The sequence below is a fragment of the Burkholderia sp. 3C genome (assembly GCF_054589155.1).
Map to the genome: position 1 here is coordinate 297,606 of NZ_BAAILN010000107.1, position 15,768 is coordinate 313,373.

The 15,768-nt window shown below is 64.6% G+C and carries 17 protein-coding genes and 1 pseudogene; 9 read left to right on the forward strand and 9 right to left on the reverse strand.

The features are described 5' to 3' along the window. Positions 1-25: 25 nt before the first annotated feature. Genes arsB through arsH form a run of 3 tightly spaced genes read left to right on the forward strand, consistent with a single transcriptional unit; the run spans position 26 to position 2,266 of the window. The gene (gene arsB / locus ACYP33_RS22015; protein WP_459623915.1) at positions 26-1,096 is read left to right on the forward strand and encodes an ACR3 family arsenite efflux transporter; all 1,071 of its coding nucleotides are present in this window, start codon (positions 26-28) and stop codon (positions 1,094-1,096) included. Positions 1,097-1,116: 20 nt separating this feature from the next. Next, positions 1,117-1,551: an arsenate reductase (glutaredoxin) gene (arsC, locus tag ACYP33_RS22020; RefSeq protein ID WP_459623916.1), complete on the forward strand. Its 435-nt coding sequence runs from the start codon at positions 1,117-1,119 to the stop codon at positions 1,549-1,551. Beyond that, a complete protein-coding gene (arsH, locus tag ACYP33_RS22025; RefSeq protein WP_459623917.1) occupies positions 1,517-2,266 on the forward strand; it encodes an arsenical resistance protein ArsH in 750 nt (249 codons plus the stop codon). The genes arsC and arsH overlap by 35 nt, the downstream gene beginning before the upstream one ends. A 56-nt stretch (positions 2,267-2,322) precedes the next feature. Here arsH and ACYP33_RS22030 read toward each other — a convergent pair. Then, positions 2,323-3,732, reverse strand: a pseudogene (locus tag ACYP33_RS22030) (sigma-54 dependent transcriptional regulator); the annotation flags it as partial. Positions 3,733-3,826: 94 nt separating this feature from the next. Here ACYP33_RS22030 and ACYP33_RS22035 point away from each other — a divergent pair. Together ACYP33_RS22035 and ACYP33_RS22040 are read left to right on the forward strand one after the other, a co-directional pair. Further along, entirely contained in the window at positions 3,827-4,006 is a 180-nt protein-coding gene (locus tag ACYP33_RS22035; protein ID WP_459623918.1) for a hypothetical protein, read from the forward strand. Between the two features lie 1,019 nt (positions 4,007-5,025). Further along, positions 5,026-5,499 carry a PRC-barrel domain-containing protein gene (locus tag ACYP33_RS22040; RefSeq protein WP_414449831.1) on the forward strand — a complete coding sequence of 158 codons (474 nt, stop codon included), beginning with the start codon at positions 5,026-5,028 and terminating at the stop codon, positions 5,497-5,499. 43 nt (positions 5,500-5,542) lie between these two features. On the opposite strand, the gene ACYP33_RS22045 is transcribed toward ACYP33_RS22040, so the two are convergent. Then, positions 5,543-6,553 (reverse strand): helix-turn-helix domain-containing protein, encoded by a 1,011-nt coding sequence (locus tag ACYP33_RS22045; RefSeq protein ID WP_414449832.1) that lies wholly within the window; start codon positions 6,551-6,553, stop codon positions 5,543-5,545. Positions 6,554-6,765: 212 nt separating this feature from the next. On the opposite strand from ACYP33_RS22045, the gene ACYP33_RS22050 reads away from it, so the two are divergent. From ACYP33_RS22050 to ACYP33_RS22065, 4 genes are all read left to right on the forward strand, one after another. After that, positions 6,766-7,074 carry a hypothetical protein gene (locus ACYP33_RS22050; protein WP_459623919.1) on the forward strand — a complete coding sequence of 103 codons (309 nt, stop codon included), beginning with the start codon at positions 6,766-6,768 and terminating at the stop codon, positions 7,072-7,074. Positions 7,075-7,297: 223 nt separating this feature from the next. Then, complete coding sequence (locus ACYP33_RS22055) at positions 7,298-8,017, forward strand: Crp/Fnr family transcriptional regulator (protein ID WP_414449834.1); 720 nt, start codon at positions 7,298-7,300, stop codon at positions 8,015-8,017. Between the two features lie 126 nt (positions 8,018-8,143). Then, positions 8,144-8,380, forward strand: a complete 237-nt coding sequence (locus ACYP33_RS22060) for a hypothetical protein (protein ID WP_414445556.1) — start codon at positions 8,144-8,146, stop codon at positions 8,378-8,380. A 64-nt stretch (positions 8,381-8,444) separates the two neighbouring features. Beyond that, the gene (locus tag ACYP33_RS22065; protein WP_414444607.1) at positions 8,445-9,248 is read left to right on the forward strand and encodes a transglutaminase-like domain-containing protein; all 804 of its coding nucleotides are present in this window, start codon (positions 8,445-8,447) and stop codon (positions 9,246-9,248) included. A gap of 63 nt (positions 9,249-9,311) precedes the next feature. Here the strand turns inward: ACYP33_RS22065 and ACYP33_RS22070 are convergent, their stop codons facing one another. The 7 genes from ACYP33_RS22070 to ACYP33_RS22100 form a co-directional block, all read right to left on the reverse strand. Next, a complete protein-coding gene (locus ACYP33_RS22070) occupies positions 9,312-9,524 on the reverse strand; it encodes a hypothetical protein (RefSeq protein ID WP_414451971.1) in 213 nt (70 codons plus the stop codon). A 519-nt stretch (positions 9,525-10,043) separates the two neighbouring features. After that, a complete protein-coding gene (locus ACYP33_RS22075; RefSeq protein WP_414444606.1) occupies positions 10,044-10,475 on the reverse strand; it encodes a hypothetical protein in 432 nt (143 codons plus the stop codon). Between the two features lie 162 nt (positions 10,476-10,637). Beyond that, on the reverse strand, positions 10,638-11,885 hold the full coding sequence (locus tag ACYP33_RS22080; RefSeq protein WP_459623920.1) for an enolase C-terminal domain-like protein: 1,248 nt from the start codon (positions 11,883-11,885) through the stop codon (positions 10,638-10,640). A 52-nt stretch (positions 11,886-11,937) separates the two neighbouring features. Continuing rightward, complete coding sequence (locus ACYP33_RS22085; RefSeq protein ID WP_459623921.1) at positions 11,938-13,230, reverse strand: MFS transporter; 1,293 nt, start codon at positions 13,228-13,230, stop codon at positions 11,938-11,940. A 76-nt stretch (positions 13,231-13,306) separates the two neighbouring features. Further along, the gene (locus ACYP33_RS22090; RefSeq protein WP_459623922.1) at positions 13,307-14,074 is read right to left on the reverse strand and encodes an SDR family oxidoreductase; all 768 of its coding nucleotides are present in this window, start codon (positions 14,072-14,074) and stop codon (positions 13,307-13,309) included. Between the two features lie 116 nt (positions 14,075-14,190). Further along, on the reverse strand, positions 14,191-14,910 hold the full coding sequence (locus ACYP33_RS22095; RefSeq protein WP_459623923.1) for a FadR/GntR family transcriptional regulator: 720 nt from the start codon (positions 14,908-14,910) through the stop codon (positions 14,191-14,193). Between the two features lie 105 nt (positions 14,911-15,015). Beyond that, positions 15,016-15,768: oxidoreductase (locus ACYP33_RS22100; RefSeq protein ID WP_459623924.1), on the reverse strand; the 753-nt coding region annotated here is incomplete at its 5' end.

Consider the following 15,768-nt stretch of genomic DNA (forward strand, 5'->3'; position numbering starts at 1 on the left):
CGAACCCCTGCCCGTTCGGGCCGCCATGAACCCACCCCACATCGCCGCCGTGCGCAACCACGACTCGAAGCTCGCGATCGGTTTCTTCGAGCGATATCTGAGCGTCTGGGTCGCACTGTGCATCGTCGCGGGCATCCTGCTCGGCCAGTGGCTGCCCGGCGTGTTCCAGACGATCGGGCGCATCGAATATGCCCGAATCAACTTGCCGGTCGGCGTGCTGATCTGGGTGATGATCGTCCCGATGCTGATCAAGGTCGATTTCGGCTCGCTGCATGAGGTGCGGCAACATCTCAAGGGGATCGGCGTCACGCTCGTCGTCAACTGGCTGGTCAAGCCGTTCACGATGGCGTTCCTCGCATGGCTCTTCATCAAGCACCTGTTCGCACCGATGTTGCCCGCCGTGCAGCTCGACAGCTACGTGGCCGGCCTGATTCTGCTGGCGGCCGCGCCCTGCACGGCGATGGTATTCGTCTGGAGCCGCCTCACGGGCGGCGACCCGCTCTTCACGCTCTCGCAGGTCGCGCTCAACGACAGCATCATGGTGGTCGCGTTCGCACCGCTCGTCGGGCTGCTGCTCGGCATCTCGGCCATCACCGTGCCGTGGGCGACGCTGCTCTCGTCGGTGGTGCTCTACATCGTCATTCCGGTCATGCTCGCGCAATTCATCCGCGCGGTGCTGCTGGCTCGCGGCCACGCGGCGTTCGAGGCGGCGATGGCGAAGATCGGCCCGTGGTCGATCACGGCACTGCTCGCCACGTTGGTGCTGCTGTTTGCCTTCCAGGGCGAAGCCATCCTGAAGCAGCCGCTGGTGATCGTGCTGCTGGCCGTGCCGATCCTGATCCAGGTGTTCTTCAACTCGGCGCTGGCGTACTGGCTCAATCGCGCGGTTGGCGAGAAACACAGCATCGCCTGCCCGTCCGCGCTGATCGGCGCATCGAACTTCTTCGAGCTGGCCGTCGCCACCGCAATCGGCCTGTTCGGTTTCCACTCCGGCGCAGCGCTCGCGACGGTGGTCGGCGTGCTGATCGAAGTGCCGGTCATGCTGCTCGTGGTACACGTCGTCAACCGGTCGAAGCACTGGTACGAGCGTGCCTGAACGTTACGAAAAACAAGGCCATGAACGAAGTCACCATTTATCACAACCCGGATTGCGGCACCTCGCGCAATACCCTCGCGATGATCCGCAACGCGGGCATCGAACCCGTCGTCATCGACTATCTGACAAGCCCGCCGTCGCGCGAGACGCTCGTCGAGCTGATCGCGCGGTCTGGACTGAGCGTGCGCGAGGCGTTGCGCGAGAAAGGCACGCCCCATGCGGAACTGCACCTGGACAATCCGGCACTGACCGATGATCAGTTGTACGACGCGATGCTGGCGCATCCGATACTGATCAATCGTCCGTTCGTGGTGACGCCGATCGGCGTGCGGCTGTGCCGCCCGTCCGAAGTCGTGCTCGAGATCCTGCCCGACGCGCAGCGCGGCGCGTTCACGAAGGAAGACGGCGAAGCCGTCATCGATGCGGAGGGCAACCGTGTCAGCCCAGGCAACTGAACTCATGACCGCCCTTGCCCAAGTCGACGCGGCATCGTTCCGCGTGCCCGATATCCGGCGCTTGCAGGTCGCGGAGGCTGCCTCGCATCCGCCCCGCATCCTGCTGCTCTACGGCTCGCTGCGCGAGCGCTCGTTCAGCCGCCTGCTGAGCGAAGAGGCCGCGCGCCTGCTCACGGCGATGGGTGCCGAGGTACGCACGTTCAATCCGAGCGGCCTGCCGCTACCCGACGATGCGCCGGACACGCACCCCAAGGTGGCGGAACTGCGCGACCTGGTGCTGTGGTCGGAAGGCATGGTCTGGTGCTCGCCCGAGCGCCACGGTGCGATGACCGGCATCATGAAATCGCAGATCGACTGGATTCCGCTTTCGGTCGGCGCAGTGCGCCCGACGCAGGGCAAGACGCTCGCGGTCATGCAGGTGAGCGGCGGCTCGCAGTCGTTCAACGCGGTCAATCAGATGCGTGTGCTCGGGCGCTGGATGCGGATACTGACCATCCCGAACCAGTCTTCGGTGGCGAAGGCCTTCGCGGAATTCGACGAGGCCGGCCGCATGAAGCCATCGGCCTATTTCGATCGTGTCGTGGACGTGATGGAGGAACTGGTGAAGTTCACCTTGCTGACGCGCGATGTCGGCCCGTACCTGGTCGATCGCTACAGCGAACGCAAGGAAAGCGCCGCCGAACTGATGCAGCGAGTGAGCCAGAGCCGTATTTGAGCCACCGCGTTGGCTGCCATCTCGTCTCGGCCGGCTCCCACGCGCCGGACATGTCACAGGCCGTGCGAGTTCAACAGCCGATACAAGGTCGCGCGTGAAATGCCGAGTTCGCTCGCCGCCTTGATGTGCTGGTTCCGGTGCCGCAACAACGCGGCTTCGATCGTGCTTTTTTCCGCCCCCTCCCGAGCCTGCGCGAGCGTGGTCGGCACCGGTGTGATGAACTGGTCGAGGCCCAGGTCCGCGGCCGAGATCAACCGGCTGTCGGCCATGACGATCGCGCGCCGGATTCGGTTGATCAGCTCGCGGACATTGCCGGGCCAGGAATAGGCGTGCATGGCCTGGTGCGCGCAGCCGGTGAAGCCAAGAATCATGCGCTCGGCGTCGCCGCGAAACTTCTGCAGGATGTGATACGCGATCAATTCGATATCCCCCCCGCGCTCACGCAACGGCGGCTCGTTGATCCGAAGCACGCATAGACGATAGAACAGGTCCGCTCGAAAGCGCCCGTCATCGATCGCGGCGTCGAGATCGACATGCGTGGCCGTGATCACGCGGACATCGACCGGAATCGAAGCGTGCCCCCCCAGGCGTTCGATTTTTTTATCGGACAGGAAGCGCAACAGGCTCGCGCCGCTTTCGAACGGCAAGTCGCCGATCTCGTCGAGAAACAGCGTCCCGCCGTCGGCAGCCTCGATCCGCCCGATCTTCGGGTGGTTCGCGCCCGTGAATGCACCGCGTTCGTAGCCGAACAATTCGGACTGCAACAGATGTGGCGGTATCGCACCGCAATTGATCGCGATGAACGGCGCCTTGCTTCGCCCCGATTGGGCGTGGATCGCACGGGCCGTCAACTCCTTGCCGGTACCCGATTCGCCCGAGATGAACACCGGCGCGTCGGCCTTCGCGACCTTCTCGATCGAGCGAAACAGGCGTTGCATCGCCTCGCTCGCGCCCACCATGCCATGGCCCCCGACGTTGGCGCCATCGGGCGCGCAGTCATGCTCACGCAGGTCCGCCATCGACGACGCACGATTGACGGCATGATCGACCGCCGCGTAGGTCGACGGCCGCGTCAGGTAATCGAAGCAATAGCGGTGAATCAGTTGGCGCACTTCGGGTTCGGCCAGCCGCAGCGGATCCACCAGCGCGATCCAGCCGATCTGCTTGCTCCGCAGCATCGGTTCGAGCGCGGCGGCTTCGTGAGTGTCGAAGCCGTCGAGATCGACGATGCCGGCATGCACGGCGCCGGGCCGCTCGCGACGACGCACGGGTTTCGAGCTGATCGCGAGCGACACGTCCCAGTGTCGTGCCGCGAGGTACGCCACCAGCGCCGCATCCGGATCTCGTGCCAAATAAAGACACCGACGAACGGCCGGCGCGCTTGACGCCTCATCGGTCGGCAGGCTCGCCGCAGACGACGAAGCGAGAGACACGAGCGGAGAATCGACACGTCGAGGATTTTGCATACCGCCTTGGAGAGGTAATTGCACGGCTTCGCGTAAAAACGGGCGAAGCCGAGCACATGTCGATAACGTTCCGCGCTATCGCGACGTGTCGAAAATGGTCGATAGAAAATTAAAGGTGCTGATACGGTTCATCATCTGCCGGTGCACACAAGCCTGCGATCGCCGCCGCGCCAATCACGGCGGCGACGATGAAAACAAAGCCTCGTCGTCATCGACTTGCATCGGTATGCTCGACACGCCAAACCAAGGCGCCGCCCTGTCGGCCATTACATGAAAAATTCACGAATGGCGGATAGGCAATAACGCCCGTTCAATGCGAAGACTGCCCCGCATTCGGTTCGCGCAATGTGCTTTTTTTTCTCTGGCCGGTCTGTACGGTAAATGCTGATTTTTCCTCGCACGACGATACGGACGGTTCGCCATTTGACCGCCCGATCAAACCCGGGCACGTATCCGTGCGTTGAATTTACCGTCGTGACGAATTTTCCGGCAGGCGCCGGGTGAATTCCGGATCATCGAAGCACGGTATGACCGGTAGGGCTGCGCCCCTTTCATTTCCCGACTATCGGCACGAAGCCGCGATGCGATCGTTGCCGAATGCTCATTGCAACGGGTACGAGCGCTCGCGTCGGCCACCTCGATTCCTCGCGCGAATAGCGGCCGAACCCGCCTCCAGGCGCGGTCTCACGGCCTCGCGGCCTACATGGGAGTCGGCACGAGACGTTCCGCCAGTTGAACGTGGCGCAAGCATGCCCTCGGTGTTTACCTTTATCGAAGATCTCGTGCCAATTGAATGGCGTGAGTCAAAACAACAGAACGTCAAACTTATTTGACGATTAATCCGAGATCGCGAAAATCCATCGACCATATATAAACCATATGATCCTTACCAAAAACATCGCCGCTCACCTGGAATTGACTTATCGATTCGACATGAGAATTTTTGCACGTCGATTTCCATCGCACCTTTGGATTGGCGCATTGGTAAAAACATCCGCGTCAGCGCGCGTGGCCACCCCGTCTCGGTACATTTTCCGGCCTGTTCGCCGTGGCCGGGATTCCGTCCAATCGATTATTTTCGCTGGCCGCTTCACAATGGCGTGCATGGTTTGATCGCCGCAAGCGAAAACGATCACGATTGGCCGCCACCACTTCGTACGATGCCGTACCGATTCGTCCACTCGATGCGCGCACTGTGGGCATCAAGGGTTCATTCCGTTCGAGCGCCGACACCCCGGCCGGCCAGACAGTTCCGCCGTACGGCATCTTCCATCATTTATTTAGGATAACGTCATGACGATAATCGATCCGGCCCAACCCTCTGCTTCAACGCCGGACGGCACGGCGATCATCGGCGGCGAGAGCGGCGAAGGCCCCGGCCCGGACGTGATGGCGGCCGACACGCTGCGTGGCGACAAGCTCATGTCGAGCGACAACGAGGAACTCGGCAAGATCTCGGAGATCATGCTGGACGTGCGTGGTGGGCGGATCGCCTACGCGGTGTTGTCCAGCGGAGGCTTTCTCGGTATCGGCGACACCCTGCGGGCCATTCCGTGGAGTGCGCTGACGCTCGATGCCCATGAGAAGTGCTTTCGGCTCGCCATGACCGCGGAAAGCGTGAAAAACGCGCCCGCGTTCGACAAGAACGCGTGGCCGTCGATGGTGGATCTCGAGTGGGGACGGCAGGTGCACGCGCATTATCAGCGCCGCCCGTACTGGCTCGCTGCGGAGCCGACGCTGCCGGACGATCCGCCCGGGCCGCGGTGAGCGGCAGCGGCGAGCCGGGCCATGCCGGGCTGCCGCACGGCGATCACCGTGGCGACAGCAGCCGATCGCTTTCCTCGCGCACCACCTGATAGCACTCGCACACATGACGCTCCAGCGCGGCGCGATCGAGCACTTCGATCTTGCCGCGCGAGTAGCGGATCAGGCCCGCCTCCTGGAGTTTTCTCGCGGTTTCCGTCACGCTCGCGCGACGCACGCCGAGCATGTCGGCGATCAGCTCCTGCGTCATCTGCACATCGCTTGAATCGAGCCGGTCGAGACTCAGCAGCAACCAGCGGCAGAACTGCTGCGAAATCGAATGATGCCGGTTGCAGACGGCCGTTTGCGCCATTTGCGTGATGAGCGCCTGCGTGTAGCGCAGGAACAGGCGCTGCACCGCACCGCCGCGCGCGAACTCATCCTTGACGACTTGCCCGCTGAGTTTGAACGCGTCGCCTCCGCTCTGGACGATCGCGCGATTCGGCATCGTCTCGCCCCCCATGAACAGCGCCACCCCCACGAGACCGTCGCGCCCCACCACCGCGATCTCGGCCGACGCACCGTTCTCCATTACGTAGAGCATCGAGATGATCGCGGTGGTCGGCAGGTAGATATGGCTGAGATGGTCGCCCGATTCATAGACGACATGCCCGAGCGGCATCGTGACGGGCGTCAGATGCGGCTCGATACGGCGCCGCTCGTCGCCGGGCAGCGCGGCCAGCAAGTGATTGAGTTGCATCGACGGCTCGCCGGCGTCGTGCGGCGCACGATCGTCCTGCTCGTAGCGCAGCACCCGCTCGACCAGGCGTTGCTGCAGTTGTGCCTGTTCGTGGTAATCGCGGCTCGGCAGCAGGCTTTGCACCGACGATCGCAACGTGTCATGGCCAAGCGCATCCAGAATGCGGATCTTGGTCAACACGCCGAGGTCGCTCTTGCCGTTACGCCAGGCCGAAATCTGCGCGCGGGTCAGCCCGAGACTTTCCGCCACCTGAGCATCGCTGGCGAATCGGCCCCTGCGCTTCAATTCATCGAACGTTCCAACCCAATCGAATTGCATGAGTCGATAATCAAAATGGTGTCAAATACATTTGACTTCGCGCCTTGATTTGAGCACAATTAAATTGTGCTATTGGCGTGTCAAATGCGTGGGGCATATATAGTACATGCGCCTATGGTCGCCACGCCGCTTTCGCGCGCACATACCGTTCGTGCATACCTCGAGATTCATGCATGAGCGATCCCCGATCGTACTTCCGTTTGCCCGCCTCGTTGTCTCAGCAGACCGTTGCAGCCGTTCCCGCCCCGATCACCGACGACGAATTCTCCGCATCCCAGCTCGATTTTGTCCGCGATGTCTTTGCCTACGCGGCGCATCTGCGCGAGCATGGACGGCCCACCCCGCTCTCCGATGCCTTCCTCGGCGCGTTCGTCGGCCTGCTCGAAGCCATCGACATGAACTCGCGCGAAGACACGCTGCGCTGCACGTCCCAATTCCGCGAGATCGTTACGCTGCTGATGCCGGATGCGACACCCGATGCGGAGCCGGCAGCGGCCCCGGCCGCGCCGCCTACGAAATAGCCCGCCCGCTGGCGCAGCAGGCCCGTTGACGCCGCGCTGGCGCGACCTCGGCCGCGCTGCCGCCATTCACGCACACCGTACAGAGTTCGGGCGCATGCCCGAGCACACTGATGTCGTCCTCCCGCCTCCCTGGCCGGCCCCCGGAGCATGATCGCGTGTCGGTCGAGCGTGCTGCACCGCGTGGGCCCTCGGCAGTCAATCCAGCACCCACCAGGATCGGTTCATGCCCCTTCCCCCTCGCCTCACGGACAACTATCTGCTCGCTGCACTGTCGGAAGACGAACGGAAGGACATCGCCCCACATCTATCGCTCGTCGAGCTGCCGCTCGGCACCTTGTTGCACGAATCCGGCAGCAGGCAATCCTATGCGTATTTCCCGACCACCGCGATCATGTCGCTGCTGTACGTGATGGAAGACGGTTCATCCGCAGAAATCGCGATCGCCGGGAAGGAAGGGATGATCGGCGTGTCGCTGTTCATGGGCGTGGATACCACGCCGAGCCGAGCGATCGTGCAAAGCGCCGGGCGGGCCTATCGGATGGACGCGCGCCTCTTCGGCCAGGCATTCCAGCGTGGCGGCATGCTGCAACAGATGTTGCTGCGCTACACCCACGCGCTGATTACGCAGATGGCGCAGACCGCCGTCTGCAACCGTCACCACTCCATCGATCAGCAGTTGTGCCGTTGGCTGCTGATGAGCCTCGACCGTCTGCCGTCGAACCAATTGCGCATGACGCAGGAACTCATCGCGAACATGCTGGGCGTGCGCCGCTCGGGCGTCACCGGGGCCGCGCTGAAGCTGCAGGACGCGGGCCTGATCCGCTATAACTACGGGCATATCGAGGTGCTGGACCGCCCCGGCCTGGAAAACCGAGTGTGCGAATGCTATCGCGTCGTCAAGCGCGAGTACGACAAGCTGCGACTCGACCCGAATACGCAATAGCGCGCGGGAGCGGGCACGCACCGTGCGCCGCTTCTCCCAAGCCATGCCGCACGCTGCGAAGCGCAGGACTCGATCGAGCGCGCGCGCGGCGAGCGCGTGGTTGCCGATCCCCTGAAAGAGGTCTTCATGCAGCGAACCATCGCGTATCGCAACTTCGAGATTCATGTCGAATTGACGCCGGCCAAACAGGACACGTTCGATGTGAGCGTCCAGATCGGACGCGGCGCAAGCCTGGCGATGAGCGGCGTCGAGGGGCGCCGCATCGCGCTGCGCAACGGCCCGTTTACCGAACGGTGGGCTTACCTGATCGCCGAGGTCGCCGGCCAGGCCGCGATCGACGTGATCCTGGGGCCGGCAGACTGAGCTTCGCGCCCCGCCGGCCACGCGGCTCGCCGGCCCCACCACCCCGCCCAGCCAAGGAACACTCATGAAACTCCGCGTCGGATACCAATTGTCATACACGTGTTCGCAACCCACGCCGATGATGCTGATGCTGAACACGCACTTCTCGCACGCGAACGATATCGTCGTGCCGGATGTGCTCGTCACTCATCCGCCGCTGCCGCTCCACCAGTATCGCGACGGCTTCGGCAACCTGTGCAGCCGGATCGTGGCGCCGGTCGGGCGCCTCGATTTGAGCACCACCGCGCTGCTGAACGTGTCCGGCGAAATGGAGACGCGCCCCAGCAACGATTGGGGCCATCCGGTGGAGCAACTGCCCGATGAAACGCTGGTGTTCCTGCTCGGCAGCCGCTATTGCGAAACCGACCTGCTGGTTGAAACCGCCTGGCGCCTGTTCGGCCAATGCGTGCCCGGACGCGACACCGTGCTGAAGATCTGCGACTTCGTGCACCAGCACATCGAATTCGACCACGATCACGCACGGCCCACGAAAACCGCGCTGGACGCGTATCGCGAACGCAAGGGCGTATGCCGTGATTTCGCGCATCTGGGTGTTGCGCTGTGCCGGGCCATGAATATTCCGGCGCGCTACTGCACCGGCTATGTCAGCGATGTGGGCTTGCCGCCCGTTACCGCGCCGATGGATTTCGCCGGTTGGTTCGAGGCGTATGTGGGAGGGGGCTGGCAGACGTTCGACCCGCGAAACAACACGCCGCGCATCGGCCGGGTCTTGATGGCCTACGGCCGGGATGCCGCCGACGTGGCCATCAGCAATGCGTTCGGCACCGCGGAACTGACGCACTTCGAGGTGCATTGCGACGAGGCGTGATCACGCCGCGCCTCGCGCGGCATGCCGCGCGGCGATGCGGCGGCGAGCGCACGCCGGGGCGCTTCAGCCATACGTCGTGTGCAACCAGACATGAGCCCAATTGCGGGCATAGGCGATCGCATCGTCGCGACTATCGAAGCCCGCCAGATCTCCACTCAGATAAACGTCGTATTCGCTGCCATCCGCGCGATGGGACCGGATGCGCGCATGCGCCATGTACTCGCCATCGGCATGGCGAGGCGTCGGGTCGACACGGAATCGGCGCGGCGAAGACAGCCCGATGATCTCGATGGCGCCCGCCTCGACGGGCAGGTGACGGTCGACGAAACCGGGGACATCGTATTGAATCGAGCACTGCAGGTCGAATGGGCTCATGTCGCACTCCGGCATCTCCGGCACGCTGGCCGGAATAGGGAAATTCAAGTCGTGCCGAGACTCGCCGGCACCGGCGAAACCGAGATCCTGAAGCGGAAATCACGCCGGCATGGACGTTCGACGCAAGGCAGGGAGGCCGCAAAAACGCGGTGGGTCAAGCCACCACCAGGATCGCGGTTCGGGATCGGTAGCGTGCGGATGGCGCCGAATCACGGAGAAAAGCGCCACCTTCAGCGCTTCATGCTACGCGCCTTAATTGATTTGTATAGCTAAATTTCCTGGTCGATCCGGCGCCTGCCGTGAAGGGAAAAAGTCATTCCAATCTGCGGCATGGGGCGGCGGAATTTCAACCTGGCACGACCCCGGCACACGGCAACGACAACCCATCGAGGCCGGGCCGAAATCCGTCCATGGCCGCAGTCAGGGCGCATCGCCCTGCACCACCACCGCCAGTTCGAGATTGATCTCGTCGTCGGCCGTCCACTTGATCACCGCGGCGGGCGCCCCGAGATACGGCGAGCGAGCCGTCAGCGCGGCGAAGCCCGCATCGGTCAAGCCGATCCGGGCCAGCTTCGCCTCCGACACGGAATAGACCTGGCGTGCGTGGGTCATGCCTGCGTCGCGCAATATCAGCAAGGCATCGCGAAGCTGGACGTCCACCTGTGGGTCGTCGGCGCGCAGGTGAATTTCGAACTCGGCATGGGGATCGTGGCTCGCCGCGTCGGCCAGTGCGTAGGCGGGCGTCGGATAGACGGCATTGCCGATCGCCGCCCCGGCCGAGGTCACTCGGCTCAACGCCCAGGCCTCGGGTATCCGTTCTTCGATGAGGTGGTAGTCGTGGGTCGTCAACATGTTCGTTCTCCAATGGCTGGAGCACCCACGACGATGGCCAACGGCGCGGGCGCAATGGTTACTGACAACATTGCGCCGCAACGCGTACGGCAGAATACTGAGCAGCCACTATAGCATCCGCGCCGAGTCGCGCCCCATGCAATCGGGTTTCCCCTCGCTCCCTCAAGGCGTCTGCAGCGCGCCATCCTTCAAGCGCGTCTGCGTCCACGTCGTCACCGTGTTCTCGCACGGATATTTCGCGGCTTCCGCTTCGTCGATATCGACGCCCAGGCCTGGCTTGTCGTTCGCATATACATGCCCGTCGCGAAATTCGGGCAGCCCCGGAAACACCGCCAACAGCGCCTCGCGCGGCCCCTTCAGTTGCTGGATCACGAAGTTCGGCGGCTCGGTGCCCGACCATTCCTGCACGCCGAAATTGCGCGACGCGAGATCGATATGGATATTGGCCGCGTGCGCGAGCGGCGACATGTCGCCCGGGCCGTGCCACGCCGTTCTCACGCCGAACTGCTCGGCGAAGATCTGCAGCTTGCGGCCGGCCGTGATGCCGCCGATCTGGCTCAGGTGGACGCGGATGAAATCGATCAGCCGCTCGGTGATCAGGAAGCGCCATTCGTAAGGATTGTTGAACAGTTCGCCCTGCGCGAGCGGCGTCGTGGTCTTCTCGCGCAACTGGCGAATCCACTCGCCCTCCTCCAGCGCGATGGCATCCTCCAGGAAAAACAGTTCGTACGGCTCCAGTTCGCGCGCGAAGCGGATCGCCTCGACCGGCTTCAGCCGCTCGTGCACGTCGTGGCACAGCTCGACATCGAAGCCGATCCGGCTGCGGATGCCGTCGAACAGCTTCAGCGTCTCGCGCATGTATTTGCGGCTGTCGAGATAGATGCCGTCGGCCGAGCCGTGCGGCGCGCCAGCCGGCGCCGCACCGAACCCCGCACCGCCGTAGCCGCCGCTCTGACAGCGGATATGCGTGATGCCCTGCTCGCGATACTTCTGGATGTTCTCGCACAGCTCGCCGAGATCGCGGCCATCGGCATGCCGGTACACCGGCACGCCCTCGCGGCACTTGCCGCCGAACAACTGATACAGCGGCAGGTTCGCCATCTTGCCCTTGATGTCCCACAACGCCATGTCCACGCCCGAGATCGCGTTGTTCTCGATCGGGCCGTTGCGCCAGTACGCGTTCTGATGCATCAGTTGCCACAGCTCCTCGATCGCTTCGGCATCGCGGCCGATCAGCAGCGGCCTCAAATAGGCTTCGATGAGGCATTGCACGGCGAGGTGCCGGTACGCGAACGTCGCGCAACCGAGCCCGACCAGCCCGGGCTGGTTGGTCTCGATCTTGACGACGATCAGGTTGATCCCTTCGGGTGCGGTCAGGATGACCTTCACATCGGTAATCAGGGTGGTCATGGGTAGGCGGAAATCCAGAGAATGAGGAATGCGACGCGAGGCGCCAAGTGCATCAGGTACGGCCGAGCGAGGCCGCCGACGGCTCGGCCGGGCGCGGCTCGGCGCGAGCCGGCATGGTCATCATCAGGATCACCGATGCCAGCAGCCCCACCGCCATGAAGATGTACGACGCGGACGGGCTGCCGGTCGCACCGTTCAGGTAGCCGACCACCCACGAGCCGAGGAACGCGCCGAGCGCGCCGCTCGAATTGATGATGCCGATCGCGCCGCCCAGCACGTTGCTCGGCACCAGTTCGGGCACCAGCGCGAAGAACGGCCCGTAAGGCGCATACATCGTCGCGCCGGCAATCACGAGCAGAACGAACGAAATCCAGAAGTGCGAGCCGCCGACCAGATACGACGCCACCAGCGCGATGGTGCCGATCAGCAGCAGCGGCCAGACGAACAGCTTGCGATTGCGCGTCTTGTCCGACAGCCAGGACGCGAGCAGCATCAGGATGATCGCGGCCAGATACGGCACGGCGGCCAGCCAGCCGACCGACACGATGTCGATCGTCGAGGCCGCCTTCAGGATCGACGGCAGCCACATGATGAAGCCGTACACGCCGATGCTCCAGAGCGCATGGATCGCGCAGCACTTCAACACCACCGGCGAACGAAACGCGGCCTTGTAATCACGCACCGGCGCGATATCGGCCTGCTCCGCCTTCAGGCGCGCATCGAGTTCGGCCTTTTCCGCCTGGCTCATCCACGGCGCATCGGCCGGACGGTCCTTGACCGTGAACCACCACACCACGGCCCAGGCGAGCGCGGGCAGCCCCTCGAAGACGAACATTTCGCGCCACCCGAAGCTGCGCACCAGATAGCCCGACACCACCGACATCCACAACACCGTGACCGGGTTGCCGAGGATCAGGAAGGTGTTCGCGCGCGAGCGTTCGGAGCGCGTGAACCAGCGGCTGATGTACATCAGCATCGACGGCATGACCGCCGCCTCCACCACGCCGAGCACGAAGCGCAGCACCATCAGCATCGGGATATTGCTGACCATCCCCGTCGCCGCCGCGCACAGCCCCCACAGAATCAGGCTCGCGAAGATCAGCTTCTTGACGCTGTTGCGCTGCGCGTAGATCGCGCCCGGCACCTGGAACAGGCAATAGCCGAGAAAGAACAGCGAACCGATCAGCGACGACATGCCGTGCGTGATGCCGAGATCCTTGTCGATCCCGGCCGCCGCGGCGAAGCCGTAGTTCGCGCGGTCGAGATAGGCCAGGCTGTAGGTGATGAAGATGATGGGCATCAGATACCACCATCTTTGGGGTGCCACGGGTTTGACGCTGTCCATGATGTCTCCGATAGGTGCGTGCGAGCCGCCGCCCGTCTGGTGTTGTTGGTGTGGGCGGCCGGGGTTCAGGTGCTGCTTACAGGACCGACAGCCAGCCGCCGTCGACGTAGATGATCTGGCCGTTCACGTAGCTCGACGCCGCCGAGGCGAGATACACGGCGGTGCCGACCAGTTCCTCGGGCTTGCCCCAGCGCTGGGTCGGGTTGCTGCTCTTGACCCACGCATCGAAGCTCGCGTTCTCGACCAGCGGCTGATTCATGTCGGTCAGGATGTAGCCGGGGCCGATCGCGTTCGCCTGGATGTTCGACTGCGCCCATTCGGCGCTCATCGCGCGCGTCAGCATCTTGATGCCGCCCTTCGCCGCCGTGTAGGCGCCCACCGTCGCGCGCGCCGCCTCGCTGGTCAGCGAACCGATGTTGATGATCTTGCCGCCCGTGCCGCGCGCGATCATGCGCCGCGCCGCCTGCTGGCCGACGATGAACGCGCTCGTCAGGTTGGTGTCGATCACGCGCTGCCAGTCGCCGAGCGCCAGCTCGACGAGCGGCTTGCGAAACTGGATACCGGCGTTGTTGATCACGATGTCGATCGGCACGCCGTCCCGGTCCCATTGCGCGAACGCGTCGGCCACGGCCTGCTCGTCGGTCACGTCGAACGCGCGGCCTTGCACGTCGAAGCCCCGCTCGGCAAGCCGGCCGACCGCGGCGGCCACGGTGTCGGCCTGCGTGCCGTTCACGATCACGCGCGCGCCGGCGGTGGCGAGGCCTTCGGCCAGCGCGAAGCCGATGCCGCGCGCCGAACCGGTCACGAGCGCCGTGCGGCCGCTCAGATCGAACAAAGAAGTCATGAGGATTCCTCTTGATAGTCGAAGGTCGGGCGCGAGTGCGCCCCTCGCGGCCGCTGCCGGCCGCGATGACGTGAAATGGCGAATCGCCGCTTGGGCGGCTTACAGGGCTTGGAGGCTCAGGTCGGCTTGCCGCCCACGGCCCGATGCAGCGCCGCGCGATCCTCGAAGTCCTGCTCGGCGCGTCGGATCAGCACGAGCGAAGCCGCCTCCGCAGCCGCCTCGTCGCCGTTCTCGATCGCGAGGCACAGCGCTTCGTGCATCGGCAGCGAGCGGGCCGGGCCGCCGGCGATCTCCGAACTGAGCGCGAAGCTGGTTTCGAGGATCGACGACAGCGCGTTCTGCATCTGCTGGACGAACTGGTTGTGGCAGGCGGTCAGGATCGCGCCGTGAAACGCAAGGTCGGCGGGCACGTAGTCGCCGTCGCCGGCCACCGCGCGCGCCATCGCCTGATACGCACGCCGGATCGCGGTGCGATCCGCATCGGTGGCGCGCTTCGCGGCGAGCTTGGCCGCGTTCGGCTCGATGATCAGGCGCAGCTCCATCAGATCCTGGATCAGCGCGTCGTCCACTGTGCCCGCCCGGGCGCGCCAGTGGATCACGTCGGGATCGAACAGTTGCCATTGCGAGCGCGGCAGCACGATCGTGCCGTAGCGCCGCCGCACCTGCAGCATGCCCTTGGCGGACAGCGACTTGACCGTCTCGCGGATCGTGATGCGGCTCACCTTGAGCCGCTCGGCAAGCTCGTCCTCGGACGGCAGCACCTCGCCCGGGGCGAGTTGCCCCGAGCAGATCTGCTCGCCCATCTGGTTCAGTACCTGCCGGTGCAGGGTTGCCATGAATGACTCTCTAGATCATACGTATGATGTAGAAAGATACGGGTGGGAGCCGGCTGCGGCAATCCGGGTTGTCCCGAAGCCGGAGCGCATGGCCGTTCGGGCGCGTCACAACGTCGCCAGCAGCCCCTTGTCGAACGGCCGCAACGCGTCGAGGCGCTGCGCCGCCACGAGGTTCGCCCAGTCCGGGTTCGCGATCAGCGCGCGTCCCACCGCGACCAGGTCGCACTCGCCGGCCGCGAGGCGCGCCTCGACCGGCGCGAGCGGGCCGACCGTGGCGGCGTGCTCGCCTTCGCGCAACGCGCCCACCACGTCGCCGCCCTCCAGCCCGACCGAGCCGACCATGATGGTCGGCAGCCCGGTCAGCTGTTTCGCCCAGCCCGCGAGCCCGAGCGGCGAGCCGTCGAATTCGGGCTGCCAGTAGCGGCGCGTGGAGGCATGCAGCAGATCCGCGCCGGCATCGACGATCGGCGCGAGGAGCTGCTCCAATTCCTGCGGCGTGTGCGCGAGCCGCGCGCCGTAGTCCTGCAGCTTCCATTGCGAAAAGCGGAACAGGATCGGCAGCGCGCCGGCCTCGCGGCGGATCGCGCGCACCACCTCGGCGGCGAGGCGCATGCGGCCGGCCGCGTCGCCGCCGTAGGCGTCGGCGCGCCGGTTTGTGACCGGCCACGCGAACTGGTCGATCAGATAGCCGTGCGCGCCATGCACCTCGACGGCGTCGAAGCCGGCCTCGCGCGCCGCGACGGCGGCACGCGCGAAGGCGTCGATGGTGTCCGCGATGTCGGCGTCGGACATCGCGGCCGTGTGCTCGGCCGCGCGGCTCGGTCCCTCGCTGATTGCGTCGGAATGCGGGCCGGCGCC